22 protein-coding genes and 1 pseudogene are annotated in these 25709 nt (G+C 66.1%); 10 read left to right on the forward strand and 13 right to left on the reverse strand.

Translation table 11 applies throughout. From position 1 onward, the window contains the following. Window positions 1-41: 41 nt before the first annotated feature. Window positions 42-365 carry a hypothetical protein gene (locus MUN23_RS03825; RefSeq protein WP_248762193.1) on the reverse strand — a complete coding sequence of 108 codons (324 nt, stop codon included), beginning with the start codon at window positions 363-365 and terminating at the stop codon, window positions 42-44. Window positions 366-482: 117 nt separating this feature from the next. On the opposite strand from MUN23_RS03825, the gene MUN23_RS03830 reads away from it, so the two are divergent. After that, window positions 483-980 carry a DinB family protein gene (locus MUN23_RS03830; RefSeq protein WP_248762194.1) on the forward strand — a complete coding sequence of 166 codons (498 nt, stop codon included), beginning with the start codon at window positions 483-485 and terminating at the stop codon, window positions 978-980. Between the two features lie 33 nt (window positions 981-1013). Here the strand turns inward: MUN23_RS03830 and MUN23_RS03835 are convergent, their stop codons facing one another. Continuing rightward, window positions 1014-1481 carry an SRPBCC family protein gene (locus MUN23_RS03835; protein WP_248762195.1) on the reverse strand — a complete coding sequence of 156 codons (468 nt, stop codon included), beginning with the start codon at window positions 1479-1481 and terminating at the stop codon, window positions 1014-1016. Between the two features lie 144 nt (window positions 1482-1625). On the opposite strand from MUN23_RS03835, the gene MUN23_RS03840 reads away from it, so the two are divergent. Further along, on the forward strand, window positions 1626-2810 hold the full coding sequence (locus tag MUN23_RS03840) for a metallophosphoesterase family protein (RefSeq protein WP_248762196.1): 1185 nt from the start codon (window positions 1626-1628) through the stop codon (window positions 2808-2810). 77 nt (window positions 2811-2887) lie between these two features. Here the strand turns inward: MUN23_RS03840 and MUN23_RS03845 are convergent, their stop codons facing one another. The 3 genes from MUN23_RS03845 to MUN23_RS03855 all read right to left on the reverse strand — a co-directional run bounded on the left by MUN23_RS03845 (window position 2888) and on the right by MUN23_RS03855 (window position 4809). Further along, entirely contained in the window at window positions 2888-3103 is a 216-nt protein-coding gene (locus MUN23_RS03845) for a hypothetical protein (RefSeq protein ID WP_248762197.1), read from the reverse strand. A 94-nt stretch (window positions 3104-3197) separates the two neighbouring features. Continuing rightward, window positions 3198-3551, reverse strand: a complete 354-nt coding sequence (locus MUN23_RS03850; RefSeq protein ID WP_248762198.1) for a GNAT family N-acetyltransferase — start codon at window positions 3549-3551, stop codon at window positions 3198-3200. A 67-nt stretch (window positions 3552-3618) separates the two neighbouring features. Further along, the gene (locus MUN23_RS03855) at window positions 3619-4809 is read right to left on the reverse strand and encodes a serine hydrolase (protein WP_248762199.1); all 1191 of its coding nucleotides are present in this window, start codon (window positions 4807-4809) and stop codon (window positions 3619-3621) included. 211 nt (window positions 4810-5020) lie between these two features. On the opposite strand from MUN23_RS03855, the gene MUN23_RS03860 reads away from it, so the two are divergent. Continuing rightward, a complete protein-coding gene (locus tag MUN23_RS03860; RefSeq protein WP_248762200.1) occupies window positions 5021-5350 on the forward strand; it encodes a DUF6457 domain-containing protein in 330 nt (109 codons plus the stop codon). A 33-nt stretch (window positions 5351-5383) separates the two neighbouring features. Here the strand turns inward: MUN23_RS03860 and MUN23_RS03865 are convergent, their stop codons facing one another. Further along, window positions 5384-7693, reverse strand: a complete 2310-nt coding sequence (locus tag MUN23_RS03865; protein ID WP_248762201.1) for an FdhF/YdeP family oxidoreductase — start codon at window positions 7691-7693, stop codon at window positions 5384-5386. 138 nt (window positions 7694-7831) lie between these two features. On the opposite strand from MUN23_RS03865, the gene MUN23_RS03870 reads away from it, so the two are divergent. The 3 genes and pseudogenes from MUN23_RS03870 to MUN23_RS03880 all read left to right on the forward strand — a co-directional run bounded on the left by MUN23_RS03870 (window position 7832) and on the right by MUN23_RS03880 (window position 14088). Further along, window positions 7832-9028 carry a TerC family protein gene (locus MUN23_RS03870; protein WP_248762202.1) on the forward strand — a complete coding sequence of 399 codons (1197 nt, stop codon included), beginning with the start codon at window positions 7832-7834 and terminating at the stop codon, window positions 9026-9028. 158 nt (window positions 9029-9186) lie between these two features. Beyond that, window positions 9187-12861 (forward strand): TM0106 family RecB-like putative nuclease, encoded by a 3675-nt coding sequence (locus MUN23_RS03875; protein WP_248763981.1) that lies wholly within the window; start codon window positions 9187-9189, stop codon window positions 12859-12861. 41 nt (window positions 12862-12902) lie between these two features. Then, window positions 12903-14088: pseudogene (locus MUN23_RS03880) on the forward strand (MFS transporter). Here MUN23_RS03880 and MUN23_RS03885 read toward each other — a convergent pair. From MUN23_RS03885 to MUN23_RS03900, 4 genes are all read right to left on the reverse strand, one after another. Next, entirely contained in the window at window positions 14075-14434 is a 360-nt protein-coding gene (locus MUN23_RS03885; protein ID WP_371875974.1) for an acylphosphatase, read from the reverse strand. The pseudogene MUN23_RS03880 and the gene MUN23_RS03885 overlap by 14 nt on opposite strands. A 5-nt stretch (window positions 14435-14439) precedes the next feature. Continuing rightward, window positions 14440-14985: a YceI family protein gene (locus MUN23_RS03890; protein WP_248762204.1), complete on the reverse strand. Its 546-nt coding sequence runs from the start codon at window positions 14983-14985 to the stop codon at window positions 14440-14442. 158 nt (window positions 14986-15143) lie between these two features. Continuing rightward, on the reverse strand, window positions 15144-16043 hold the full coding sequence (locus tag MUN23_RS03895) for a glycosidase (protein WP_248762205.1): 900 nt from the start codon (window positions 16041-16043) through the stop codon (window positions 15144-15146). A 240-nt stretch (window positions 16044-16283) separates the two neighbouring features. Beyond that, window positions 16284-17369, reverse strand: a complete 1086-nt coding sequence (locus MUN23_RS03900; RefSeq protein WP_248762206.1) for an adenosine deaminase — start codon at window positions 17367-17369, stop codon at window positions 16284-16286. A gap of 291 nt (window positions 17370-17660) precedes the next feature. Between MUN23_RS03900 and MUN23_RS03905 the strand changes: the two genes are divergently transcribed. Beyond that, window positions 17661-18335, forward strand: coding sequence for a transglycosylase family protein (locus MUN23_RS03905; RefSeq protein WP_248762207.1), 675 nt, complete (start codon window positions 17661-17663; stop codon window positions 18333-18335). 152 nt (window positions 18336-18487) lie between these two features. On the opposite strand, the gene MUN23_RS03910 is transcribed toward MUN23_RS03905, so the two are convergent. Then, window positions 18488-19090: a hypothetical protein gene (locus MUN23_RS03910; RefSeq protein ID WP_248762208.1), complete on the reverse strand. Its 603-nt coding sequence runs from the start codon at window positions 19088-19090 to the stop codon at window positions 18488-18490. 190 nt (window positions 19091-19280) lie between these two features. Here MUN23_RS03910 and MUN23_RS03915 point away from each other — a divergent pair, with 190 nt between their 5' ends. Genes MUN23_RS03915 through MUN23_RS23445 form a run of 3 tightly spaced genes read left to right on the forward strand, consistent with a single transcriptional unit; the run spans window position 19281 to window position 21237 of the window. Beyond that, on the forward strand, window positions 19281-20195 hold the full coding sequence (locus MUN23_RS03915; protein ID WP_248762209.1) for an MSMEG_6728 family protein: 915 nt from the start codon (window positions 19281-19283) through the stop codon (window positions 20193-20195). Window positions 20196-20199: 4 nt separating this feature from the next. Next, complete coding sequence (locus MUN23_RS03920; RefSeq protein WP_248762210.1) at window positions 20200-21060, forward strand: SDR family oxidoreductase; 861 nt, start codon at window positions 20200-20202, stop codon at window positions 21058-21060. A 42-nt stretch (window positions 21061-21102) separates the two neighbouring features. Then, window positions 21103-21237: a hypothetical protein gene (locus tag MUN23_RS23445; protein WP_256468758.1), complete on the forward strand. Its 135-nt coding sequence runs from the start codon at window positions 21103-21105 to the stop codon at window positions 21235-21237. Window positions 21238-21352: 115 nt separating this feature from the next. Here MUN23_RS23445 and MUN23_RS03925 read toward each other — a convergent pair whose 3' ends face one another. Then, complete coding sequence (locus MUN23_RS03925; protein WP_248762212.1) at window positions 21353-23095, reverse strand: phosphodiester glycosidase family protein; 1743 nt, start codon at window positions 23093-23095, stop codon at window positions 21353-21355. A gap of 113 nt (window positions 23096-23208) precedes the next feature. Further along, complete coding sequence (locus tag MUN23_RS03930) at window positions 23209-25707, reverse strand: Tex family protein (protein ID WP_248762213.1); 2499 nt, start codon at window positions 25705-25707, stop codon at window positions 23209-23211. Window positions 25708-25709: the final 2 nt, after the last annotated feature.

Below are 25709 nucleotides of genomic sequence, written 5' to 3' on the forward strand. Positions count from 1 at the left end.
TCCGGTGCCCACCGGGCAGTGGAGGCAGGGGCTCGCTCCCGCTAGGACCGCGCGGCGCGAATAGCCCGGGCCCCAGCGGCGCCGGCGGCCAGGATCACCGGGACCAAACACAGCAGGGTGACCACGGTGTTGGGGCGGAACGCCGCGCGGCCGCCGACGGTCCGGTACACACCCAGCGGCAGCACCATCCCGCCGCCACCCCCGCCGGAGGCACCGTCACCGGCTTCGCCGCCTCCCCCGAAGCCGAAGGACACCAGGGCAACCGGGATGATTTCTTCCCCGCCCACCTGGACGGCCGGGCCATAAGCCTTGGTGACGCCGATGTTTTTGAAGGTGTCCACGAAGGACGAAAAGGAATCAGACATGGCTTCACCATAGGCGCGCGGCGCGGCGATCACCATGGGTGAGCGGCCGACGTCGGGCCCTCACCGAGAGCCGGGCCGCGCATTGCCGCGGGGCCCATAGGTTGCAATACTTCGGGGATGTCTGCTTCTTCAGCCGCGTTCGCCGAGAACGCCATCCGCCAGCCCGTGCGCGCCCAGTTCGAGGCCTTCATCGATGACCACCGGAACATGCTCAACGCCTGCATGGACGGCCTCACCGAGGAGCAGGCGCGCCGGCCGCTGGTGGCATCCCGCACCACTCTGCTGGGCCTGGTGAAGCACGCGGCGTTCGTGGAGAAGGTCTGGTTCGACGAGGCCATCACCTGCCGGCCGCGCACCGAGATCGGCATTCCGGCAACGCCCGACGAGTCGTTCATCCTCACGGACCAGGACACCATAGCCAGCGTCCGGCAGGCCCACCGGGAGGCTTGCGAGGCATCGCGCCAGGCGACGTCGCTGTTGGAGCTCGACGACGTGCTCCCCGGCAACCGCCGCGGCCCGCTCCCGCTGCATTGGGTGTACCTGCACGTGCTGCGGGAGTTCGCCCAGCATTGCGGACACGCCGATATTCTGCGCGAGCAGATCCTCAACGGCTGACGCCGGGCAAGCGCCGGCGTCAGCAGCGCAGGGTCAGGCCTTGTTGGCCGTCGCGGCGGCCGAGAGCGCAGCCAGCCCTCGCTCGAAGTCGCCGCCGACCATCTTGTCCATGTTCACGATCATGGCAAAAATCTTCGCGAGCCCCTTGTTCTCGCCGGTCATCCGCCACGTGACCTGAGTCCCGCCGTCGGCCGGTGTGAACGTAAACGTGGTGGGATTCACAGCCTTGAACGGCTTTGTGAACTCCAGGCGGACCTTGATGCTCCTGGGAGCATCGGACTCGACGATCTCCATGTTTCCGCTGCCTGCTTTGCGGTTGCCGCTCCAGGCATACTTGGCCCCGACACCGGCGTCACTGCCCGAATACGAGCGGTTAAGCTCCGGGTCCACGTTCTCCCAGGGCGACCATTTGGTCCACTCCAGGAAGCTGTTGACCAGCGGAAACACGTCTTCCGCGGGGGCAGGAATAAGGGCGCTGCGAGTGACTTCGTAAGATGACATGCCGCAATCATAGGTGGAGGCAGCCGATATGCAGCCAGTCCCGCATGTGGCGTTCACCAAGTGTTCCGGAACCCGATACCTCCCTTGCGTACCGTCACAGGAACGACGGCCGGAAGTACGGCCGCATCAGTGAAAGAGGCAACGATGACCACCGGAATCCACCAGCCCACCCTCAGCCGGCGGGCCGCGCTGGCCGCCGCCGGAACCCTTGGCGCGCTGGGACTGACAGTGGCCGCAGCAACCGGAAGCTACGCGGCACCGGGGGCGAAGGCACCCAAGCCCACCCTCGCATTCCGCCCAGACGGCGGCTTCAAAGTGATCCAGTTCAACGACACCCAGGACGACGAGCAAACGGACCGCCGCACGATCGAGCTCATGGACAAGACCCTGGACGCGGAGAAGCCGGACTTCGTGGTGATCAACGGCGATGTGATCAATGGCGGCTGCGACTCTGAGCTGGAGGTCAAGCAGGCACTCAACCACGTGGTCCAGCCCATGGAGCGCCGGCAGATCCCGTGGGCCGTCACGTTCGGCAACCACGACGAGGATTCCGTGGCGCGGACAGGCATGACCGAGGCCAAAATGCTGCAGTTCCTGCAGACCTACGAATTCAACATGAACGGCGACTCCACGCCGGGGCTCACCGGGACGTCGAACTCGATGCTGCTGGTGCAGTCGGCCAAGTCCAAGGAGCCGGCCTTTGGCCTGTGGCTCATCGACACGGGCCGATATGCCCCGGACGCCATCAATGGACAGGACTTCGACGGCTACCCCGACTGGGACTGGGTACGCATGGACCAGGTCACCTGGTACCGCAACCTGTCCATCGCCACCGAGCAGAAGTACGGCAAGAAGGTCCCCTCCCTGATGTGGGGCCACATTGCGCTCCACGAGCACCGCAACATGTGGTTCGCCAGCCTCGACTCGCGGACGGACGTCGATCACACCCGGGCCCTCACGAAGCACAACATCGTCGGCGAACGGAACGAGGACGAGTGCCCCGGTCCCATCAACTCCGGCCTGTTCAGCGCCTTCCTGGAGCGCGGGGATGTGCTCGGCTACTTTGTGGGCCACGATCACGTGAACACCTACGTGGGCAACTACTACGGGGTGCAGCTCGGCTACGCCCCCGGAACCGGATTCGGCGCGTATGGGCTCCCCGGCGCTGAGCGGAACCGCCTGCGTGGTGCCCGGGTCTTTGAGCTGGATGAGAACCACCCCGGAATCTACAAGGACACCCGGGTGGTCTTCGCCAAGGACATGGGCATCGACCTGACCGCCAACGACCAGCCGATCGTTCCCCAGCCGCTGGACCCGGCACAGGCCTGACGTTAGCGTCGGCCAGGACTAGGTTGCCGCTCCGTGTGGCTCCGGCGGGGCTGGCGGACGAGGGGGTGGGGGGCGGGCTATCCGGCTGTTGGCCGGTTCCTGCCGTCCCATCCCCTGTGCCGCAGGTTGCGGGTGGCCACCAGCGAGACGCCGATGAACAGCACGCCCAGGACCACGGTGGCGACACCCACGTAGAACCATCCACCCTGGCCGAAGATCATCAGCGCGACGCCCAGCAGGCACAGGCCTTTAGCGGTGATATCCAAGTACAGCTGCACCTTTGGCGAGTCCATACCTCCACGATAAGCCCGGCGGCGGCATCGCACCCCGTGCGCTATTCCTGGTCCGCAACGCCCGGCTCGGCTGAGCGCAGCCGGCAACTGACCGCTACGCCCGGGCCCGCGGGGCCAAGGCGGTGTTCAGGAATTCCAGGTGCGCCGGCGTGATGGCCACCGCGGCCGCCGCATAATCCGGGTGCTTGCGAACGTACTTCTTGATGAAAGGGCAGACCGGGACGATGGCGCGGCCCTCGTCAACCGTTTCATTGAGCGCCACCTTGGCGAGCTTGCCCGCAAGTCCCTGGCCGCCGTATTCCTCATTGATCACCGTGTGGTAGAAAATCCGCTGCGGCGAGCCGCCGTCGTCGTACTCCTTGTACATGGCTTTACCAATGACGTTCCCGCCGGTCAGCACTTCGAAGCGCTGGCGCTCCGGGTTGTGGCGGATAGTGACATCGTGCACGGGATCTCCTCGGTTCGGCTTCCTGTACAGCCTAACCTCGGTACCCCCGCCCTTATTTCGTCTCCCGCTAACAGGCCAGATTGAGCGCGTTCACGGCTGCTTCGGCCATCTCGAGCGACCGCCAGTCTTCGAAACCAACGGGGTCCGGGACGGGTTCACGGGCCACCGCCATGGCCACCTGCCGGGACCCGTCTGCGCTGATCAGCGCGAGTGCCGCGTATCCCCGCACCACGCCGACATGGCCGAAATAGTCATTGTTGGAGCACTCGTCGTACTGCCTGACGAGGCCAAGGCCGAATGTTTCGTACTTTGGATGATGCATCTCCTGCACGCTTTGGAGCGTCAGCAGGGTCCCTTTCTGCAGGGCGGCGAAATAGGTGTTGAGTTCCGGGACGGTGGAAATCATCCCGGTGTCGGGGGAACCGTTGTGGAATGGAACTAGAGCCTTGTCCTCCAGCTCGCCGGTTTCCGTCCGGGTGTAGCCGTGGAGCATCCGCTGCGGGCCCGGCCCATCCCCCGTCATCAGCGTGTCCTGCAGCGCCAAGGGCACCACGTTGTCGTCGTGAATGACCGCTCCGATGTCCTTGCCCCGCAGCTTCTCGACGAGGAGGGCTAACGCCGAATAATTTGTGGCGGAGTAGCTGTACAGGCTGCCCGATCCGCCGGTCCAGGGCATGCCCGCAACGAACGACACACGTTGGTCATGGGTGAAGGGCCCGTCACCCATGTGGATGGGCGATAGCCAATAGTCGGGCATCCCGGACCGGTGGCTGAGGAGGCTGCGTATGGTGATGGGTCCAGGCGGCTTGATGATGTTCTCGAAGTCCGGCAGGTACTTCTGGATAGGGTCATCCAGCTGGACTTTTCCCTCCTCCACCAGCTTCATGACGGACACCGCCACCATGGTGGTGGTGATGTCGCCGATATGGGTCTGGTCGCTCAACTGCACGGGTTCCTGGGTTTCAAGGCTACGGACGCCTTCGGCCGAGGACCGTTCGCCCAGCCTTGACTTCAGCTGGATGATGACGGCCGTCGCTCCCCCTGCGCGCATGTCCGCGCTGTACTTTTCCAGCACTCCCACAAAAGCCCGCGGCGCCGGGGCAGTGGCGGACGCCGCCGTCGTGGATTGAACCGTCGGGGACAGCTGATCTGGCGGATCCGGGGCGCTGGTGCAGCCTGCGAGCGAGGCCACCAGCGCGGCCGCTGCCACGGCGACCGCAAGGCCGGAGGAGCTGAAACCATGAACGGCTGACTGCATCCCACGTCCCTTCACGGGGCCGGTCAGCAACTGAACTCCCAAGAGACCGTCAGCTGCCCGGCACCTTCGATGTTCCTCAGGGCAAAACGGAGTGTCAAGGACGCTGCCGCAGCCCGGTGACGCAGCCGCCCAGGCCTTGTAGTGTCGTGGGCAATGGGCAAGGACTCCCCCTGCCGCCCACCAGCAGCGAACCGGCAACTTAGGAGCGAACATGACTGTTGACGAGAACGAAGCCCAGGTCCTGGACCAGTGGACCCAGCGACTGGCGCAGGCACTGCAGATCCTGGACCTGGAGGTGGATCAGGAACTCCTCCTTGACCTTGCCAGGAAGTCTGCCGGCTCGGTGATCCATGCGGCTGCGCCTGTCACGACGTTCCTGGTGGGTTACGCCGCAGGGCTCGCCGCCGGCAACGGCAGCGCCGGATCCAAGGAAAAGTCGACGGCGGCAGTCACCCAGGCGGCCGACGTCGCCTTCCGGCTGTGCGAGGACGGGCACGACGGCGGCCCGGCGGCTGGGGGCTGGGCGGACACCGGCCAGTAGCGGGTAACCCCGGTGATTGAGCCCGTCGAAATCTTAGGTTTCGACAGGCTCAACCAACGACAAGCGGACGATCACTTCCTTCGACGCCGGCGTCTGGCTGCCCTCGGCCACACTGTCCAGCGGCACCAGCACGTTGGCCTCAGGGTAGTAGGCTGCCGCGCAGCCGGCCGCCGTGGGGTAGGAGACCACCCGGAAGTTCCGCAGCACCCGCTCCACGTTGTCCTGGTACACGCCGTGGATATCCACGTGCTGCCCGTCGCTGAGTCCCAGTTCGGCGAGGTCCCCGGGGCTGACAAACACCACTTCGCGGCCCTTCTTGATGCCCCGGTAGCGGTCGTTGTTGCCGTAGATGGTGGTGTTGAACTGGTCGTGCGAGCGCATGCTCTGCAGGATCAGCGTTCCGGCCGGCCGCTCCATATGTTCGAGCTCGTTGACGGTGAGCATGGCCTTGCCCGTCGGGGTGGTGAACGTCCGGGAATCCCGGGGCCCGTTCGGGAGCACAAAACCGCCGTCCTGCCGGATCTTCCGGTTGTAGTCCTCGCAGCCGCTGACCACGTGCGAGATGTGGTCCCGGATGAGGTCGTAGTTCTTCTCGAACCCGGCCCAGTCCGCCTGCACGGAGTCACCCACCACTTTTTGGGCCAGCCTGCTGACGATTGCCACTTCGGACAGCAGGCCCGGCGCCACCGGCTCCACCGTCCCGTGTGAGGCATGCACGGCGCAGACCGTGTCCTCCACGGACACAAACTGCGGACCGGATTCCTGCATGTCGATCTCCGTGCGGCCCATCGTGGGCAGGATCAGCGCCTCGGCGCCGGTGACCGTGTGCGAGCGGTTGAGTTTGGTGGAAATCTGGACCGAGAGCTCGGTGTTCTCCATCGCCGCGAACGCCGCGTGGGTGTCCGAAATGGCTCCCACGAAGTTACCGCCCATGGCCACGAAAACCTTGATGCCGCCGTCGCGCATTTGCCTGATGGTTTCGACGGAATCGACGCCGTGTTCGCGTGGCGGTTCGAAGCTGAATTCCTTGCCGAGGGCGTCCAGGAATGCCGGCGGCATCTGCTCCCAGATGCCCATGGTGCGGTCGCCCTGGACGTTGCTGTGACCGCGGATGGGAGAGGCTCCGGCGCCGGGCTTGCCGATGTTGCCCCGGAGCAGCAGGAGGTTGATGATCTCCTTGATGGTGGCCACGCCCTTCTTGTGCTGGGTGATGCCCATGGCCCAGGTGATGATCACCTTCTCCGCCCTGAGATAACGGTCCGCGAGCTCGTCGATATCCTCGGTCCGCAGGCCGGTGGCCGCCAGCACGGCAGCCTCGTCCAGCTGGGAAAGGTGCTCGCGAAGCTCCTCCAGACCTTGGCAGTGTTCGGCGAGGAACGCGTGGTCCAGCACCGTGCCCGGATTCGCCGCTTCCTCGTCCAGGACCCGCTTGGAGACGGCCTGGAGCAGGGCCATGTCCCCGCCGATGCGGACCTGCAGGAACTGGTCGGCGATCTCCGTGCCGCGGCCAATGATCCCCTTGACCTTCTGCGGGTTCTTGTAGCGCATCAGGCCCGCTTCCGGCAGCGGATTCACGGCCACAATGCTGGCTCCCGCCTCCTTGGCTTCCTCCAGGGCGGTCAGCATGCGCGGGTGGTTGGTGCCCGGGTTCTGGCCCATCACGATGATCAGGTCCGCCTTGGCGAAGTCATCGTAGGAGATGGTGGCCTTGCCGATGCCGATGGTCTGGCCCATGGCCCAGCCAGAGGACTCGTGGCACATGTTGGAGCAGTCCGGCAGGTTGTTGGTCCCGTAGGCCCGGACAAACAGCTGGTAGAGGAACGCGGCCTCGTTGGAGGTCCGGCCGCTGGTGTAGAAGGCGGTCTGGTCCGGGCTCGGCAGCCCCTTGAGCTTGTCGGCGACGATGGTGAACGCCTGCTCCCAGCTGACCGGCCGGTAGTGGTCCTCCCCCGCCGGCTTGTGGACAGGCTCGGTGAGGCGCCCCTGCATCCCCAGCCAGTACTCGGACCGCTGCCGCAGGTCACTGACCGGGTTCTCGGCCCAGAATTCGGAGCCGATCACCACCGGAGTGGCCTCCCAGGTGACAGCCTTGGCGCCGTTTTCGCAGAACTCGAACGTCTTGCGGTGCCCCGGGTCCGGCCACGCGCAGCTCATGCAGTCGAAGCCGTCCTTCTGGTTCAGGGCAAGCAGGGTTTTCCCGGTCCTGACCAGGCCCATGTGCTGCACGGCCGGCTCCAACGAGTGGTAGACGCCCGGGACGCCGGCGGCCCACGTTTTCGGGTGGCCGCTGACCTCGATATCAGCCTCGTTGGCCTCTTCCACGTGCGGGTTCTTGCGTGCCACGTTGCACTCTCCTTGGTTCAAGCTCACACCGGCAGCGCACCGGTTTTCAGCTCGGTGTGACGGTCCCAGTCCACCCTTATTGAGGGGGTCATCCAAGTCAAGCAGGACTAACGGCAAACGCCTAGGTAGGGTGGACTGATGGACGTCCCTCCCTTTGTCTGGACCCTGACCATCGCGGGAATTGTCGGCCTGCTGGCCTTCGATTTCTTCTTCCATGTCCGGAAGGCCCACACCCCCACCCTCAAGGAATCGGCCATCTGGTCCTCCATCTATGTGGGGATCGCCCTCCTCTTTGGCCTGGGCGTGCTGTTGTTCGGCGGCACCACCATGGGCACCGAGTACTTCGCGGGGTACATCACGGAGAAGGCCCTGTCCGTGGACAACCTCTTTGTGTTCCTGATCATCATGGCCAGCTTCAAGGTCCCCCGCGCGGACCAGCAGAAGGTGCTGCTCTTCGGCATCGTCTTCTCGCTGATCGCCCGGACTGCGTTCATTTTCCTCGGCGCCGCGCTGATCAACAGTTTCGCGTGGGTGTTCTACATCTTCGGCCTGATCCTGCTGATCACCGCGGGAAACCTGATCAAGCCGGACGGCCACGACGAAGACGCCGAAGGCCTGGTGGTCAGGCTCGCCAAAAAGTACCTCCCGGCGTCGGCCCATTACGATGGCGACAAACTCTTCACCCAGGAGAACGGCAAACGCGTCCTCACCCCGATGCTCCTGGTGATGGTGGCCATTGGCGGCACCGACATCCTGTTTGCACTGGACTCCATCCCCGCCATCTTCGGCCTCACGCAGAACGTCTTCATCGTCTTCACGGCCACCGCGTTCTCGCTCATGGGCCTGCGCCAGCTCTTCTTCCTGATCGACGGACTGCTGGACCGGCTGATCTTCCTTGCCTACGGTCTCGCCGCCATCCTCGGCTTCATCGGCGTCAAGCTCATCCTCCATGCCCTGCACGAGAACAACCTGCCGTTCATCAATGACGGCGAGCACGTCAACGTCATCGAAGTCAGCACCGGCGTGTCCCTGACCGTGATCCTGGGCGTCCTGGCGGTCACCGTCCTGGCCTCGATCTTCAGCCCCAAGGGCAAGGCCAAGAACGCGGTTTCCGGCGCCAAACGGCACGCCACCGAATACCTGGACCTCAACTACGAAACGGACATGGCGGAGCGGGACAAGCTGTTCACCCGGATGGTCCGCGAGGAAGACCAGATCCGCAAGCTTCCGGAGAAGTACAAACGGCTCATCCGCAACGAAACCGAATTCCTGGACCTCCTCCGCAAAGCCCACACCGAGCACGACCAAGCGCAGGTGCGGGCAGCGCAGGAGTAGCCGGGGCCTGATTGTCAGCCCCTCTTGCTAGATTCAAACCAGCGTCAGGGGAACTGTCCTCCGGCCAGGCACGTCAATGGGGAGGCCCCGTGTTTCTGCTCGATCCAGCCAGCGCTGATCCCGGTATTGTTGATCCGCGCCTCGCTGATCCCCGCAGCGTGGAATCCGGCTCCAGCGCGCCGCAGGACCTCGTGTTTTCCGCCAGCGACCTGGTGGCCGCCAGCGAATGTGAGTACCGCACGCTCCGCATCCTGGACGAAAAACTGGGCCGGACCCCGAAGGCGCAGTTTCCCGACGACGAAATGCAGCGCCGTGCCGGGGCGCTCGGTGACAAGCACGAGGCCAAGGTCCTGGCCGGCCTGGTCGCGCATTACGGCGCTTGGGACGCCGGCCGCGGGGCCGGGGTGTACTCGATCGAGCGCGGGGAAAACACGCGCGGCGAGCTGCTGGCCAAGCACGCGGAAACGGAACTGGCGCTCCGTGCCGGGGCCGACGTCGTCTTCCAGGCAACTTTTTTCGACGGAGAATTCCTGGGCTATGCGGACTTCATCGTCAACGAGGCTGCCGGCACCGGCAATCCTGGACGCTACGAGGTGTGGGACACCAAGCTGGCACGGCACGCCAAGGTGGGTGCGCTCCTGCAGCTCGCCGCCTATGGAGACCAGCTGATTGGCATGGGCCTGGACCCGTCGCCCCGGGTCACGCTGGTGCTGGGCGCCGTGGTGGACGGCGATTACGTCCGCAGCCACCACTCGCTGCCGGACCTGCTGCCGGTCTTCCGCGAGCGCCGCGACCGCTTCCGCGCCCTGACCGGCGCCCACCGGGAGGCCGGTTCGGCGGTGCAGTGGCAACAGCCCGGCGTCGCATACTGCGGGCGGTGCAACTACTGCGCCGAACAGGTCCAGTCCCACCGCGACCTCCTGATGGTCGGCGGCATGACCACCCTCCGGCGGAAGAAGCTCATCGTCGATCACATCACCACCATCGACGCACTGGCGGATCTCCCGCTCAGCAAGGCCACCGGCTCGGTGGCCCGGCTCCGCGACCAGGCCAGGATGCAGCTGGGCCGGGACGTTCCGGACGGTTCGCGCACCTTCGCCAAGGACGGCGAGGAGCATACCGTCACCTTCAAGGTGCTGCCCGAGAACGCCCTGGCAGAGATACCCCGGCCCAGTCCCGGCGACATCTTCTTCGACTTCGAGGGCGATCCGCTCTGGCAGGACCCCGCCACCGGCAAGTGGGGGCTGGAGTACCTGTTCGGCGTCATCGAGGCGCCTGTGTTTGACGGTGACGCTGCTGACGCGCTCGCAGCGGACAAGCCCGTGTTCCGGCCGTTCTGGGCGCATTCGCGCAACGAGGAGCGGCAGGCCTTCCTGGACTTCCTCGCCTACGTGGAAGAGCGCCGCGCCAGGCACCCGGACATGCATGTCTACCATTACGCCGCCTACGAAAAATCGGCGCTGCGGAACCTGTCCGTCACGCACCTCGCCGGCGAGGACATCGTGGACAACTGGCTCCGCGACGGCCTCCTTGTGGACCTCTACGCCACCGCCCGGCATTCGCTGCGGATCTCCGAGCCGTCCTACTCCATCAAGAAGCTCGAGCCCCTGTACATGGGCAGCAACCTCCGCTCCGGGGACGTCAAGGACGCCGGAGCCTCCGTGGTGGCGTATGCCGGTTACTGCGCCACCAGGGACGACGGCGACGCCGCCGCGGCCGCCCACATCCTGGCCTCCATCTCCGACTACAACGAGTACGACTGCCTCTCCACCCTCCGCCTCCGCGACTGGCTGCTCCAGCTCCGGGGAACGGCTGTCCCAGGTGCGGCGACGGTGGGAACGTCCGACGGCGGGCGGCCGGCGCCGTCGTCGGCCGCAGCTGTTGCCCCGCCACCAATTCCGGAACCCGAACCAACACCGGAGGAGCGCCGCCTGCAGGCCTACCTGGCCGGCCTCCCGGACAACCGGCCGTGGACCAACGACGAACGGGCCATCGCCATGGTGGCCGCCGCCACCGGGTACCACCGCCGCGAGCGCAAGCAGTTCTGGTGGGAACACTTCGACCGCACCGAGTCCGAGATCGACCACTGGTCCGAGCACCGCAACGTGTTTGTGGTGGATACCGCGGAAATACTCACGGACTGGGAGCTCGCAAAGCCCACGGCCCGGATGCGCACCCGCACGCTGAGGCTGACCGGAGTCATGAGCGAAGGGTCGGAGTTCAAGCCCGGGAGCACCTGGTGCCGGGTCTACGATTCCCCTGTCCCTGACGGCCTGGACGATCCGCTGGGAACCACCACGGGCCGCGGGTTCACCTTTGGCACGCTGGTGACCGCTGTGGAGGACCACCCGCGGGTTGCCGGCCAGACGATGATCACTATCGAGGAGCGGGAAACAGGCAGGGTCCCCGCCTATCCGCATATTCCGGTGGCGCTCACCGAGGACCAGCCGATCCGCACCGCCAGCATCGAAGCCGCCCTGGCCGAGCTGGCCCAGAGTGTCGGCGCCTCGGTCCCCGTCCTTCCGGAACACCCCGGCGTCGACATCCTGCGCAAGGTGCCGCCGCGGTTCCAATCGATGCCGGGTCCCGCCGCCGTCGGCAAGGACGCCGGCGGTGCAGCGGACTACGTCTCGGCGATCACCGCCACGCTGCTGGACCTCGATCATTCGTACCTTGCCGTGCAGGGTCCTCCAGGGACAGGCAAGACCTACGTCGGCTCGCATGTCATTGCCCGGCTGGTGAAGCAGGGCTGGAAGATCGGCGTGGTGGGGCAGTCCCACGCAGTGGTGGAGAACATGCTGTGCACCGCGATCGAAACAGCCGGTGTGGATCCGGCGCGGGTGGCGAAGAAGCTGGCAGCCCCGCACCCCGTGCTGTGGCACCGCACGTCCGACGACGACGTCGCCGTGCTGCTCGCCTCCCCCGGCGGCTGCCTGGTGGGCGGCACCGCCTGGACCATGACGGGCAGGTCCGTCCCCGCCGGAGCCTTGGACCTATTGGTCATCGACGAGGCCGGCCAGTTCTCTCTGGCCAACACCCTGGCCGTGGCCCGCGCAACCAAGCGGCTCCTGCTCCTCGGTGACCCGCAGCAGCTGCCGCAGGTCACTCAGGGCTCGCACCCGGAGCCCGTGGACGAGTCCGCCCTGGGCTGGCTCGCTGCCGGGCACGCCACCCTCCCCGGCGAACTGGGCTACTTCCTGGCGGACAGTTGGCGCATGCACCCGGACCTGTGCCGGGCCGTGTCCGTCCTCAGCTACGACGGAAAACTCGAAGCTGCGCCTGCGGCATCCCTCCGCAGCCTCGCGGAACTGCCGGCGGGGGTGGAAACAGTCTTTGTGGACCACAGCGGGAACACCAAGTCCTCCGCCGAGGAAGCTGCCGAGGTGGTCCGTCAGGCCCAGCGGCACATCGGGCTGAAATGGCTTCCCGGCGACGACAAGCCGGCCAGGCCCCTGAACCCGGAAGATATCCTGGTGGTGGCCGCCTACAACGCCCAGGTCCAGCTGATCCGGCAGGCCCTGCACGACGCCGGGCTGCCGGGTGTCCGGGTGGGCACGGTGGACAAGTTCCAGGGCCAGGAGGCGCCGGTGGTCATAGTCTCCATGGCCTGCTCGGCGGTTGCCGAGGCTCCCCGCGGGGCCGAATTCCTCTTGAACCGGAACCGGATCAACGTGGCTGTGTCACGGGGCCAGTGGCGGGCGGTGATCATCCGCTCCCCCGAGCTCACGAATTACATGCCGGCCAAGCCGGCGGTGCTTGAGGAACTTGGCGCTTTCATCGGCCTCAGCACTGGTATCCACAGTGCGCTTACGCACAGCCGCGCAACACTCTGAGAAACCGTGTTCTCACCGCTGAATCAAGGTAAGTTCGTGGGGTGACCTCCCAGAGCAACAGGTTGCCTGTCGGCGCCCTGATAGTCCTTGCCGCCATCGGCTTCACCGCCATCACCACCGAACTCCTTCCCTCCGGCCTGCTGCCCCAGATCAGCGCCGACTTCCGGGTCTCCGAGGCGACCGCCGGCTACCTGACGGCCGGTTACGCGGCCATCATCGTGGTCACCGTTATCCCTTTGTCCCTGCTGCTGTCGCGGGTCCCGCGGCACCACCTGCTCATCGCGTTGATCCTGTTCTTCGCGGCCAGCAACGCCCTAGTGGCCATCGTCTCCGATTTCGGCGCGGCCATGGGTTCACGTGTGGTGGGCGGCATCGCGCACGGCCTGCTGTGGTCCGCCATGGCCCCGTTTGTGGCGCGGATCGTCCCCGCCCACAAAGTGGGCAAGGCACTGGCCATCGTGTTCAGCGGCAACAGCCTGGGACTGGCCATCGGCGCCCCGGTGGGCACCGCCCTGGGCAACATCGTCGGCTGGCGGGCGGCGTTCCTGGTCCTGGCCGTCTCCGGGGTGGTGCTGGCGCTCCTTGCCGTGTGGCTGCTTCCCCCGGTGCGGCGCATCCATCCGCAAGGCGATCGGCCAGCCGGGAGTGAAAACTGTCGCCGTTGGCTGGCCGCTGATGCTTATGGCCCATTTCGCCTTGTTCACCTACATTGCGCCGTTCCTGCGCGAGGTCCGGCTGCCCGACTTCAGCATCCCGCTGTCCATCAGTGTTCTCGGTGTTGCCGGGTTGGTGGGCATCTGGATCGCCGGCATCACCGTGGATTCCCGTCCGCGGCGCTGGCTCCTGATCACCGTCGCCGGCGTTGTAGTGTCCGTGGCCTTGCTCCCGCTGGTGGGAAGCGTCCTGCCGGCCTTGGCGCTGCCGGTCACGCTGGTCCTGATGCTGGTCTGGGGCACAGGCATCGGCGCGATGGGGATCTACAACCAGTCCGCCATCCTCCGGGCAGGCGGCGAGTACAGGGACGCCGCCAACGGCCTTACGGTACTGACCATCCAGATAGGGATCATGATCGGCGCGATGTTCGGCGCCGCCGCCCTCACCATCGCGGGGCCGCTCCTGATCCCGATCGCCGCCGCAATCCCCGCCGTCGTCGCGTTTGTGCTGATCCTTGCCGGACGGCGGCACGCCTATCCGCCAGGGCCGAAGGAACGCGTCACCGGGCCCTGAAATCCCGGAACGATCCGTCGGCCGCGGAGATGGTCTCCTCCACCCGTTCCACGCGGCCGGGCGCGTTCGCCGATCTCAGCCAGTCCAGGAGCTTTTGGACCTGCTGCTCCGGGCCTTCGGCCTCGATGGACACCGAGCCGTCGTCGACGTTCCTCACCACGCCCTTAAGCGCCAGTTCGTCGGCTTTGCCCATCGTCCAGAAACGGAATCCGACCCCCTGCACCACGCCAAAGACGCGGGCAGAGAGCCGGATATCGCCGGTCTCTCGGACAGAGTTCTCGCGGCCTGGGATGTCCCGGTCAGGGATATCCCGACCGGAGTCACGCCGGCGCCCGGAAAACCTCATGGCCGTCAGGACTGCTTGACCAGCGCCGCTTCGACGTTGATCTTGACCTTGTCGCTGACCAGCAGGCCGCCGGCTTCCAGTGCGGCGTTCCAGGTCAGGCCGAACTCCTTGCGGCTGATCTCGCACTCCGCGGAGAATCCTGCGCGGGTGGCACCAAAGGGGTCCACTGCCACCCCGGTGAACTCGACCTCCAGCTCCACAGGCTTGGTGATTCCGCGGATGGTGAGATCGCCCGTAAGCGTGTAATCCTCGCCGTCGCCCTCCACCGAGGTGGCCCGGAATGTCATCTCGGGGTACTCCTCCACATCGAAGAAGTCCGCCCCCTTCACGTGCCCGTCGCGGTTGGCGTCGCCGGAATCGAAGCTGGCCGTTTTGACCGTGGCGTGAAGCGAAGCGTCGGCGAGGGATGCGCCAACGCGGGCTTCGGCCGAGGCGTCAGTGAAACGTCCGCGGACCTTGCTGATGCCCGCGTGCCGGACAGTGAAGCCAATCTCGCTGTGCGACATGTCCAGGGTCCAGACGCCCGAGGTAAGGCCTGAAGGTAGGGTCACTTTTGCATCTCCTTTGTGGGAAACAGTGCTGTGGAAACCGGCCAGGACGACCGGTTTCCACACTGCTTCACTCCGGAGTTTTTGTCCAGATACTGACCCTAAATCAGCCCCCAGATGCCGTTATCTGGACGAAAACTCGGCGGGCTGGGCGGGCCCGGTCAGTTGATGGTGATGTCCCGCGTGCGGTGGTCGTAGCGGATGGTGACCGTGCCGCCGTCGTGGTGCAGTTCGTGGTTGGGGCCATCGAACGTCCCGAACGCGCCATAGTTCTCGTCCCACGACCGGTTCAGGGCGATCTTGAAGGTGTACGAGCCGGCGGGCAGGTCGGCGCTGATCTTCCACAGCTGGTCCAGGGCATCGAGCGTCAGCTGGGCCTCGTCGTACTGCGGGGCCCAGTTTTCCGGCGCGCCCAGGATGGTGTTGAAGTCACCGGCAACCGCAACGGCCTCGGGCTGCGGGAAAGTCTCCACAGCAGGCGCTTCGGCCTTTGCCTTGGGCGCAGCCTTAGTCGCAGATTTGGGTGCTGCCTTGCGTGAGCGGACGGCCTTGACCACGGGCTCCACTGCGTCCTCGATGGCGTCCTCGATTGCCTTGGCGGCCTTCCCGACGGCGTCGGCGGCCTTCTTAGCGGGAGTCCGCTTTGCCGGGGCCTTCTTGGCGGGAGCCGCCTTGACTGCCGCTGCCGGTGCGGGTGCCGGCGGAATGGCGACGTCGGCAGGAACCGGAGTGCCGGCGTCGAGCGCTGTGGCGAAGGAATCCGCATCGGGGAACGCGACCGTAGCGCGCATGCCGTCATCGGTGATGGTCCACCCGGAACGGCCCTTGACAAGCCAGCCGGCCTTGACGAGCTTGGCCGTAGCGGACGTGAGCGTCTTGTGCCCGCGCGGAATGCCGCCGCTGAGCAGTGTGGCCTCGTGATCACTGAACGGCACGCGCGAGGTGGCTTCCGCCAGAACCTCGCCGGCATTGAGTGAACCGCCGGACCATACGCCTTCGGTCAGGACGTGCAGCACGGTCTTGAGTCGAAGGTCGGTGTTATCTGCGATGGACTTGGCCATGATTCCCCTTGCGTAATGCGATCTGTCACTAGGCATCCTGCCAAGACCCTGTTAAATCGCGCGACTTGAATTGGTTAACTCTCCGTGTCATGACCGACTATGACGCGGATTACAGCAAAAGTGAGGCAGGAGTCTCGGCTAGGGGGCTGTTTTCTCAACCCTGGCGCACAAATCCCGGGTATCGCCGAACTCTTCCCGCACGCGCTCGCGCACCAGTGTAGCGAGTGGGAACGAGCGGAGCTACCCGCGATTCAGTTCGTCCAGAAGCTCTGCTTTTCGCTCCTCGGAGGCGAACGACGAATGGATGGAATTGGCCGCGAGCCGTGACCTGTCGAAGTCTGAAAGGTCAAAAACGGCCTTCAGCTGGGAAAAGTTGTCGTCCACGTACCCACCGAAGTAGGCCGGATCATCCGAGTTCACGGAGATGTTGAGCCCGGCGGCGAGCATGGCCGGCAAGGGATGGTCCGCCAGGGTGTCCACGGTACGCAACCGGACGTTTGACAGCGGGCAGACCGTCAGCGGAATCCGGTCCGCCACCAGCCGCTCCACTAGGTCCGGGTCCTCCATGCAGCGGATGCCGTGGTCAATCCGTTCCACTCCCAGGATGTCCAGCGCTTCGATAATGTACGACGGCGGTCCCTCCTCGCCTGCGTGCGCGGTCAGCCGCAGGCCCGCTTCGCGGGCTTTGGCGAACAGCCGCTCAAACTTGGCCGGAGGGTTGCCCACCTCGGCCGAATCCAGGCCGATGGCCGCGATGGGGGCATTCATGGCCAGCAGTCCGTCCAGGACCTCCAGCGCGGATTCCTCGGACTGGTCCCGCAGGAATGCGGCAATCAGCAGGGTGGACATGCCGAAGTCCTCCTGGGAGGTGGCCAGCGCCAACGCCACGCCTTTGACGCAGGTTTCCAGGCTGACGCCGCGGGACAGGTGGGCCTGCGGGTCCATCATGATCTCCGCGTGCCGGACCCCCGCGGCGGCGGCGCGGGCGAGGTAGGCGCGGGTCATATCGGCGAAGTCCCGCTCGGTCTGCAGCACCGCCATGTTGGCGTAGTACAGGTCCAGGAAGGACTGCAGGTCCGTGAACTCGTACAGTCCCCGGAGCTCCTCCAGGCCGGAGTACGGGAGGGTGATGCCGTTGCGTTCGGCCAGTTCGAGGATCAGCTCCGGCTGCAGTGTGCCCTCAATGTGCAGGTGCAGTTCCGCCAAAGGCACCAGCTGCGCCGCTTCTTCCTGCAGGTCTGTTTCCGTTTCTGCCGCGGCAGCTTCAGTTTCAGTGGCGGCAGCTTCAGTTTCGGGCACCGCGGTTCCGTCCGCAAAGATATTCATCCGGTCAGGATATGCCTGCCAGCCGGCCCTCGCCCCCTCAGCAGACCAGTTCCATCAGGACCTCACCAGCTGACCACCAGAAAATCATCTCGGTTTGATAACGGCCTCCTGATGTCCTAGCGTGAAATGCAAGCCCGTTCTTCGGGCGACATGAATGCCCGGTGCTGCCTCCACCAGAACTGCCCGGCCGGCAGACACCGAAAATTGACCTCTATATCGTCAGGGGCGGGCAGTGGCGCAATAACCTCCGGGGACGGACCGAGCGCTGGTGGCCTTCAGGAGCATCACACCATGAACAACACCACCATTCGTACTGCCGCACGCCGTGGAGTAGCCGTCGCCGCCATTTCCGCAGCCGGCCTTGCACTCTCCGTCACTGCAGCAAACGCGGCCACCGACGGCGCAACCTGGGACGCACTGGCGCAGTGTGAAAGCGGCGGAAACTGGGCCACGAACACCGGCAACGGCTACTCGGGCGGCCTCCAGTTCAGCGCCAGCACGTGGGCTGCCTACGGCGGCACCGGTTCCGCGGCCGACGCCAGCCGCGAGCAGCAGATCGCCGTGGCCGAACAGGTCCAGGCATCGCAGGGCTGGGGAGCGTGGCCGTCCTGTGCCGCGGAGCTTGGCCTGAGCGGCGGAGGGGGTACGACGGCGGTGACTCCCCAGAGCGCGCCAGTCCAGAGTGCGCCGGTCCAGGTGCCTGTGGAGAGCGTGCCAGTCCAGGCGCCTGTGGAGCAGGCACCAGCCGTGCCAACCGCGGCGGATGCCGTGTCGGCTCCACAGCACGCCGCGCCTATGGAACTGAGCGGCGAGACCTACACGCTTGAGCCCGGCGACACCCTGAGCACCGTCGCCGACAAGCTTGGCGTTGAGGGCGGCTGGCAGAGCCTGGCGGACGCCAATCTGGACACCATTGCCAACCCGGACCTCGTATTCTCCGGGCAGGTTCTGCAGCTTCCCGCCTAAGCCTCAACACTTTCCGCGGAGCCGCCCCTTTCCCCCAGAACGACGGCCCGCGGCAACAATAAAAACCCGGCAGCAACAACCCCGGGAAACAGCGACGCCGGAGATCCCCTCGCTGGGGAGCTCCGGCGTCGTCCGTTTTATGTTCTTCGTGCTTAGGCTGCTGCCTTGGCCGCGGCCGGAATCTCGCGGATGATGCGGACCTTCCACGCGGCGTCGTCGCTGGTGTCCAGCAGGGCCACCGTGCCGTGGGCGAGGTTCAGTGCCACACGCTTGGCCGCCAGCAGTTCAAGGTAGAGGTGCTCGTTCATGCGGCTGGGGGTGTCGATCATGTACTTCACGGCGTCGCGGACCTTGCGGTAGTTGGCGCTCTTCTCGCGGTGCAGGTGCAGTTCCAGCATCTGGCGCTGGCGCACTTTGGGCTCGTGCTTGTTGAGCCAGGAGACGGCGAGGTGCACACCAACTACCAGCGCGAGGGAGACAGCGTAGATCCACCAGCCGCTGGACATCAGGAACAGGGGCAGGTTGCCGATCGCCACGAGCGCGATCACGATCCGCAGCGCGACGATCCGGCGAAGGGTCAGGGCCACTGAGGCCATAGCGGCACGAAAGCCGTGCTGCTCGTGGCGTGCCGCGGCCGGGTCAAGGGTAAATTCATCAAGGACCAGGATGCCCTTGGCCTCCGGATCAAGCATCTGCCCGAACTTGGGCACAAACAGCTGCGTTGAACCGGCGGTCACTTCAGGTGAAATTGTCATGAGGGGGCTTCCGGGACGGTGGGGCGTTTCGGTGATCTTAGTGGTTAGCGGCACGCGCTGTATGCATCGGTCCACTATGTGAAATATTCCGTGGCCCTGTCGCGGTTGAGGGGCGCTGTCGCCGGATCCCGTTCATGTGGCGCCGGGCACTGCAATTGGCACATCCGCCGCATGCCGTCAGACTGAAGGGATGCAAACCTTCCTTCCGTATCCCGATTTCCGGCAGAGCGCCGCAGCACTGGACACCGCCAGGCTTGGCAAGCAGCGTGTCGAGGCGCTGCAGACCCTCCGGGCTCTGGTGATTCCCGAGTACGGCTGGCTGGACCATCCCGCCGTCCGCATGTGGATGGGCCACGTTCCGGCGCTTACCATGTACGGACTGGCGATGGTGGACGAATGGACCAACCGCGGCCATGAAGACAACACGCGCGCCAACATCACCGAGTTCGCGCCCCAGGCAGCACACCCGGACTACGCGGCCAAGATCCCGCTGCCGGAGTGGCTCGGAAATCCTGATTTCCACCTGAGCCACCGCGCCAAGCTGCTCCGCAAGGAACCGAAGTTCTACAAGACGGTGTTCCCCGACGCCGACCTGGACCTGGACTTCATTTGGCCTGAGCCCAAGCACGAGTTCTATCCGGCAGAACCCGAGGGCGATATCCTCTGGATCCTCCGCGACCCGCACACCGAAATCGATCCGCAGACGCTGGATACCGTGGCACTGCCTCCGATCCGCCGCGCCGGGGCTGTTGCACCCGCCGCACCTGAGGATGGCTACTCCCCCGTGTACGTCGACGACGGCTCCCGCCGCCCGTCCAAGCAGCCGCGCAAGCTGCCGCCCAAGCAGCTCGTGAAGAAGCCCACCCGGAAGCGTCTGGCGCAGGAGGAAGCATTCGCCACCCTCCCCGGCAAGACCACCGTTGCCGTTTCATTTGAGGACGGCAACAAGTTCGCCGTCGGGCAGGTGCTGGGCCGCCCCATCACGCTCGACGACGGCCGGTTCGGCCGCACGTTTACCGTCACCGAGGTGATCGACCGGTCCGCGTTCGATTACCCCGCGCTCCTGCAGGACCCCCGGGTGTTCTTCCCGGTTCCCGCTCCCTGAGTCCGTGACCATCCTCCTGGCCGGCTGTGGCGATCTTGGCACCGAAGCGGGCCTGCGCTTCGCCGCGGCCGGACACCGGGTGGTGGGCTGGCGGCGTTCGCCCGAAAAACTGCCCTCTGCGATCGAAGGTGTGGCGGCGGACCTGGGCTCCACGGACCTGCCCCCTGTCCCGGCGGACACCACCGCCATCGTCGTGGCGGTTGCGGCCGATTCACCCACGGAAGCGGCCTACCGGGCCGCGTACGTGGACGGTCTGGCGCATGTCCTGGACGCCCTGGAGCGCGACGGCGTGACGCCGCGGCGGGTGCTTTATGTGTCCTCCACCGCTGTCTACGGGGACGCTGGCGGTGGCTGGGTTGATGAGAGTTCGACGGCGGTTCCTGGCGGTTTCTCGGGGCGGATCCTCCTCGAGGCGGAGGAACTCCTGGTTTCGCGGCTGCGCGGCACTGGTACCTCGCCTGTTGTGCTGCGGCTTGGCGGGATCTACGGTCCGGGCCGAACTCGGCTGATTGACCAGGTCCGCAGCGGGAATGCCGTGGTTCCTGATGAACCACGCTTTACTAACCGGATCCACCGGGACGACGCCGCTGCGACGATCGTCCAGTTGGCCACTATGGAAGCTATGCCTGCGCCGGTATATGTCGGTGTGGACAACTCTCCCGCTGAACTTGGGGACGTACTGCGGTTCCTGGCCGCCGAAATGGGCTATCCGGCACCGCCGGTCGGACCAGCCGGCGAGGCCCGCGGCGGCAATAAACGCTGCAGCAACGCTTTGCTTCGGAGCACGGGCTTCCAATTCATGTACCCGTCCTTCCGCGAAGGCTACCGCGAGGTGCTTGGGCGGACAGGTGTCCGCCACAAGTAGTCTTGACCGGTTACGACGTGAGCACAGCACGTCAGGGGAAGCATGGATTTTCAGCACATCATTGAGACCGTGGGCAGGTTCATGGACTTCGCGGGAGTGGCCGTGATGGTGATCGGCGCGGTGGTCTCCACGGGGTCATCCGATGCCGCGGCGGTGTCGTCGGCGGCATCGAGCTAGAACCGACCCGGAAGCGACCTCGCTGCCCTGGCGCCTAGCACCGCCGCCGGGTTCGTTTGGCCTTCGCCTTGTCGCTCGCGTAGGGCCGGAGCCTGGCGGCTTCCGCGGCCACCGTCTAACGCTCGAACGTCTTCCGTGATGGCAGCACCACGATTGCGTCGCCTACCGCGCGCTCCACGCTGCCGGTATTGGACGGCGTATTCACTACGGCCCCTTTGGCCACCATCGTGGTGGACCCGCCGCCGTCCAGGTTGATCGCGTCAGTCAATCCGAGCGACTTCGCCACCTGGGCCGACTCCTGCAGGCTCAGCCCGAGCGAATCTGTCTGCCGCCCATCCGCCGTCACCAAAACCACTCGGCCCGCAGCATCTGTGCCCGCAATGGTTCGGGGATTGCGCTTGTGCGCCCAGCCGTAGAACATCCCGGGATTGGTTTGGTGGACCATGCCGTCGCGCTGCGCCGTCACCTCCATGCCGCCGTTCCGGACAAGCATCGGTCCACCGTTAACCACATGCGAACTTGAACCGGGCATGAGCTGCTTTCCATCCGCGTCGACGAGATCGGACGTCACCTTCAGCGTGGCCCCTGGCTTGGCGAGCGCGGAGAGCCGTTCGATTTCGGCCCCGATGGCCTGGATGCTGGCGCCGCCGGCCGGCACCGAGGTTCCGCGGCTGCCGTTCACCGCCGTCACGTGACCGCTAGCATCAAGCACAACTTCCATACCAGGCCCGGCAGGTGTGGTGGCGCCGAACTCCGGCGAAAACGAAACGATCTCGTCCGCGTCGGTGCACGTCACATCGTGCAGCGGACGTGAGGTCACCACGTCATCCGGCGTGCCACCGCAGTTGCGGATGAGGCCAGGGACGCGATTGATGCCGTCGAGCGGAAGGACGTCGCCGCCTGCGGACACCGTCCCCCGCCAGGTGAGGCGTTCGACGTCGGCCTCCGCTTTCTTCCCGTCAATCACCAGTGCCGGGCGGTCACCCACGGCTTCACTGAGGACCTGCCCGGAGTAAACTCCTGCGCCTGCGGGGTCGCCCTCGGCACCGGCCTTTGGATCGAAAACAAAGAAGCCCGCGTTGACGGCGGCCAGAGCACCCGAGGCCGCGGCGAGCTGGCTGGTGGTCTCCCGCTTCTCAAGGTCAGCGCCGAACGTCGCCGCGAGTTCGCCGTCGAACTCCTTCGGATCGATGGTCAGCACTTCCAAGTTCCAGGGGCCGCGTGACTGGTCGACGCTGCCGGCGTCGCCGTCCCAGCCCGTGTACCAGACGGACGACGAGTACCCGCTCGTCTTGATGCGCGCCACAGTGTCGGCTGCGGCTTCCCGGCTGCCGAACTCGCCGGCCCGCACACGGAAGCCAAGGTCGCCCCCGGCATCCGCCAGTTCCGGGGACATGACGCGTTCCATACGGGCCGCAACTCCCGCGGCGGTCAGCTGGGCAGCCACGCTGCGGGCCGTCGGCTCATCGGACAGGGCCGATGCGGACACCGCCGGATCCGACGATGGAATGGTAACCTCCGCCGTCCAGGACAGAGCGGGGTTGGCTGCTCCACGCGAAATTGACGTCCGGGTCACGCCAGGTGCAAGCGTGGTGACGGAACGGCTTTCCGGCAAGTCGGCGGCCCCCAGATCCAGCGTCGGGGCAGGCTTAGCCGCATCACGTGGCAGCACCCCAAGGACCAGGCCAGCAGCGTGGCCTTGATTCACAGAGCCGGCTTTTGACGCGGCTGACGGCATCGGTCCGGCGGCAGCCCCCGCGGGACCTGCCGGAGCCAAGAGGGCCAGCGCAGCCAAGGCCGCAGCGGCCGACAGGGACCGGTTTTTCTTCAGCGCGGATTTCAGCAGCGTAGATTCCATACGGACCAAAGTATCGGCGCCGTTGGACCGATTCCTCCGGAAATTGGCCAGTTTGGAGAGATTTGGCGCAGTGTTCACCGAAATGGCCGGGGGCCGCGGCGCTCCAAGTTTACCTACTTAGCGAGGCCCGCCTTCCGCAGCGCTTCGGCCAGGGCGGTGTTCGGCGGGTTCGCCGGGGCAATTTTCGTATCCGGCGCGGCTTTGCGTGCCTGTGCTGCTTTGGCCGCCGGTGCGGCGTTGCGTCCGCTGGACTCCGGACGGGGGCCGCGGGCGCCTGAGCCGGTGCCTGTGCGGGCTCCCGAGCTTGTGCGGTCGCCCGTGCCTACTCGTGCGCCTGCGCCATCAGCCGCTCGTGCCGGACGGCCCCCGGTCGCGGGCTGCCGCCCACCCGAAGGCGACGGCTCGTCGTCGAGCCTCAGTGTGAGCGAAATCCGCTTCCGCTCCGGATCGGCTTCCAGAACCTTCACACGGACAACCTGCCCGGACTTCACCACCTCACGGGGGTCGGAGACAAAGCGGTTGGCCAGCGCAGACACGTGAACCAGCCCATCCTGGTGCACTCCAACGTCCACAAACGCGCCGAACGCGGCCACATTGGTGACGGTCCCCTCAAGCACCATGCCGGGCTTGAGGTCGGAGATCTTCTCGATGCCTTCGGAGAACGTCGCCGCGGCAAAGGCGGGTCGGGGATCGCGGCCGGGTTTGTCCAGTTCCGCCAGGATGTCCTGGACCGTGGGCAGGCCAAAAGTGCCGTCGACGAAAGCGCGGGGATCGAGGGACGACGCCAGCGCCGAGCCGGCGGCCACCAGGATTTTCCGGGCAATCGGATACGCCTCGGGGTGCACGCTCGATGCGTCCAGCGGCTCTGCTCCGCCGGTGATCCGCAGGAAGCCGGCGCACTGCTCAAACGCCTTCGCACCCAGGCGGGGCACCTTCTTGAGCTCGCTTCGCTTGGCAAACGGCCCGTGTTCGTTCCGGTACGCCACAATGTTTTCGCTCAGCAAAGGCCCGACGCCGGCCACCCGGCTCAGCAGCGCGGGCGACGCCGTGTTCACGTCAACGCCCACTGCGTTCACGCAGTCCTCGACCACCGCATCCAGGCTGCGGTCCAGCTTCGACGCCGTGACGTCGTGCTGGTACTGCCCCACGCCGATGGACTTGGGATCGATCTTCACCAATTCCGCCAGCGGATCCTGAAGCCGCCGCGCAATGGAAACGGCTCCGCGCAGGGAAACGTCCATGCCCGGCAGCTCCGCCGAGGCCAGCGCCGACGCGGAATACACCGACGCCCCGGCCTCGGAAACCACCAGTTTCTGCGGTTTCGTCTCCGCAGCTGGCAGCAGCTTGATCAGTTCCGCGGCAAGCTTGTCCGTCTCCCGGGACGCGGTTCCGTTGCCGATGGCCACCAGCTCCACGTTGTGCTTCCGGGCCAGCCGCACCAAGGTGGCGAGGGCCTCGTCCCACTTCCGGGCAGGCGCGTGCGGGTACACGGTGTCGGTGGCAACCACCTTGCCAGTCCCATCCACAACGGCAACTTTCACGCCGGTCCGCAGTCCCGGGTCCAGCCCAAGAGTGGCGCGGTTTCCGGCGGGTGCGGCCAGGAGGACGTCGCGGAGGTTGGCGGCGAACACCCGGACAGCCTCGTCCTCTGCGTCGGTGAACAGCCGTCCGCGGAGGTCGGCGGTCAGCCGGGCCAGCACGCGCGAGCGCCAGGCAAGCTGCGCGGTCTGGATCAGCCACGAATCGGCGGGACGGCCGCGGTCGGCGACCCCGAGGCACTTGGCCACAGCGGATTCGTAACGGGAACGCGCGGCGGCCAGGGCGTCGTCGTCGTTCGGATCCGCCTCGGCGAGATCCAGCTCCAGGACGCCGTCCTTCTCACCGCGCAACAGCGCAAGCACGCGGTGCGAGGGCATCCCGGTGGGCGCCTGGGCGAACTCAAAGTAATCGGCGAACTTCTGCCCGTCGGCCTCCTTGCCCTTCTTGACCCGAGACACCATCCGCCCCTGCGTCCAGAGCCGCTCGCGCAGGGTTGCGGCGAGGTCCGGATCCTGCGCAACCCGCTCGACCAGGATGGAACGGGCGCCAGCGAGCGCGGCGGCCGCGTCATCAATGGAGTGTTCGGCGTTCAGGTACCTGGCAGCCTCGCGTTCCGGGTCCAGGTCGGGCCGCTTCAGCAGCACATCGGCGAGCGGCTCCAACCCGGCTTCACGGGCGATCTGGGCCTTGGTTCGGCGCTTGGACTTGAACGGCAGGTAGATATCCTCCAGCCGGGACTTGGTATCCGCGGCGAGGATCGCTGCCTGCAGCTCGGGGGTGAGCTGCCCCTGCGCGGCAATCGCTTCGAGGATAGAACGACGGCGGTCCTCAAGTTCGCGGAGGTAGCGCAGGCGCTCGTCGAGCTCGCGCAGCTGCGTGTCATCCAGCGTCCCGGTGGCTTCCTTGCGGTACCGGGCGATGAACGGAACGGTGGACCCGCCGTCGAGCAGGTCCACTGCAGCCTTGACCTGCCAGGTCTTTACGCCAAGCTCGTCGGCGATCTGGGCGTGAATGGCGCTGTCCGGAGTTGGGGCAGACGTGGGGGCGGACGGGACGTGCGGGAGTTGGGTCACCT

Origin of the sequence: Pseudarthrobacter sp. SSS035, assembly GCF_023273875.1 — a bacterium.
Taxonomy (GTDB): domain Bacteria; phylum Actinomycetota; class Actinomycetes; order Actinomycetales; family Micrococcaceae; genus Arthrobacter.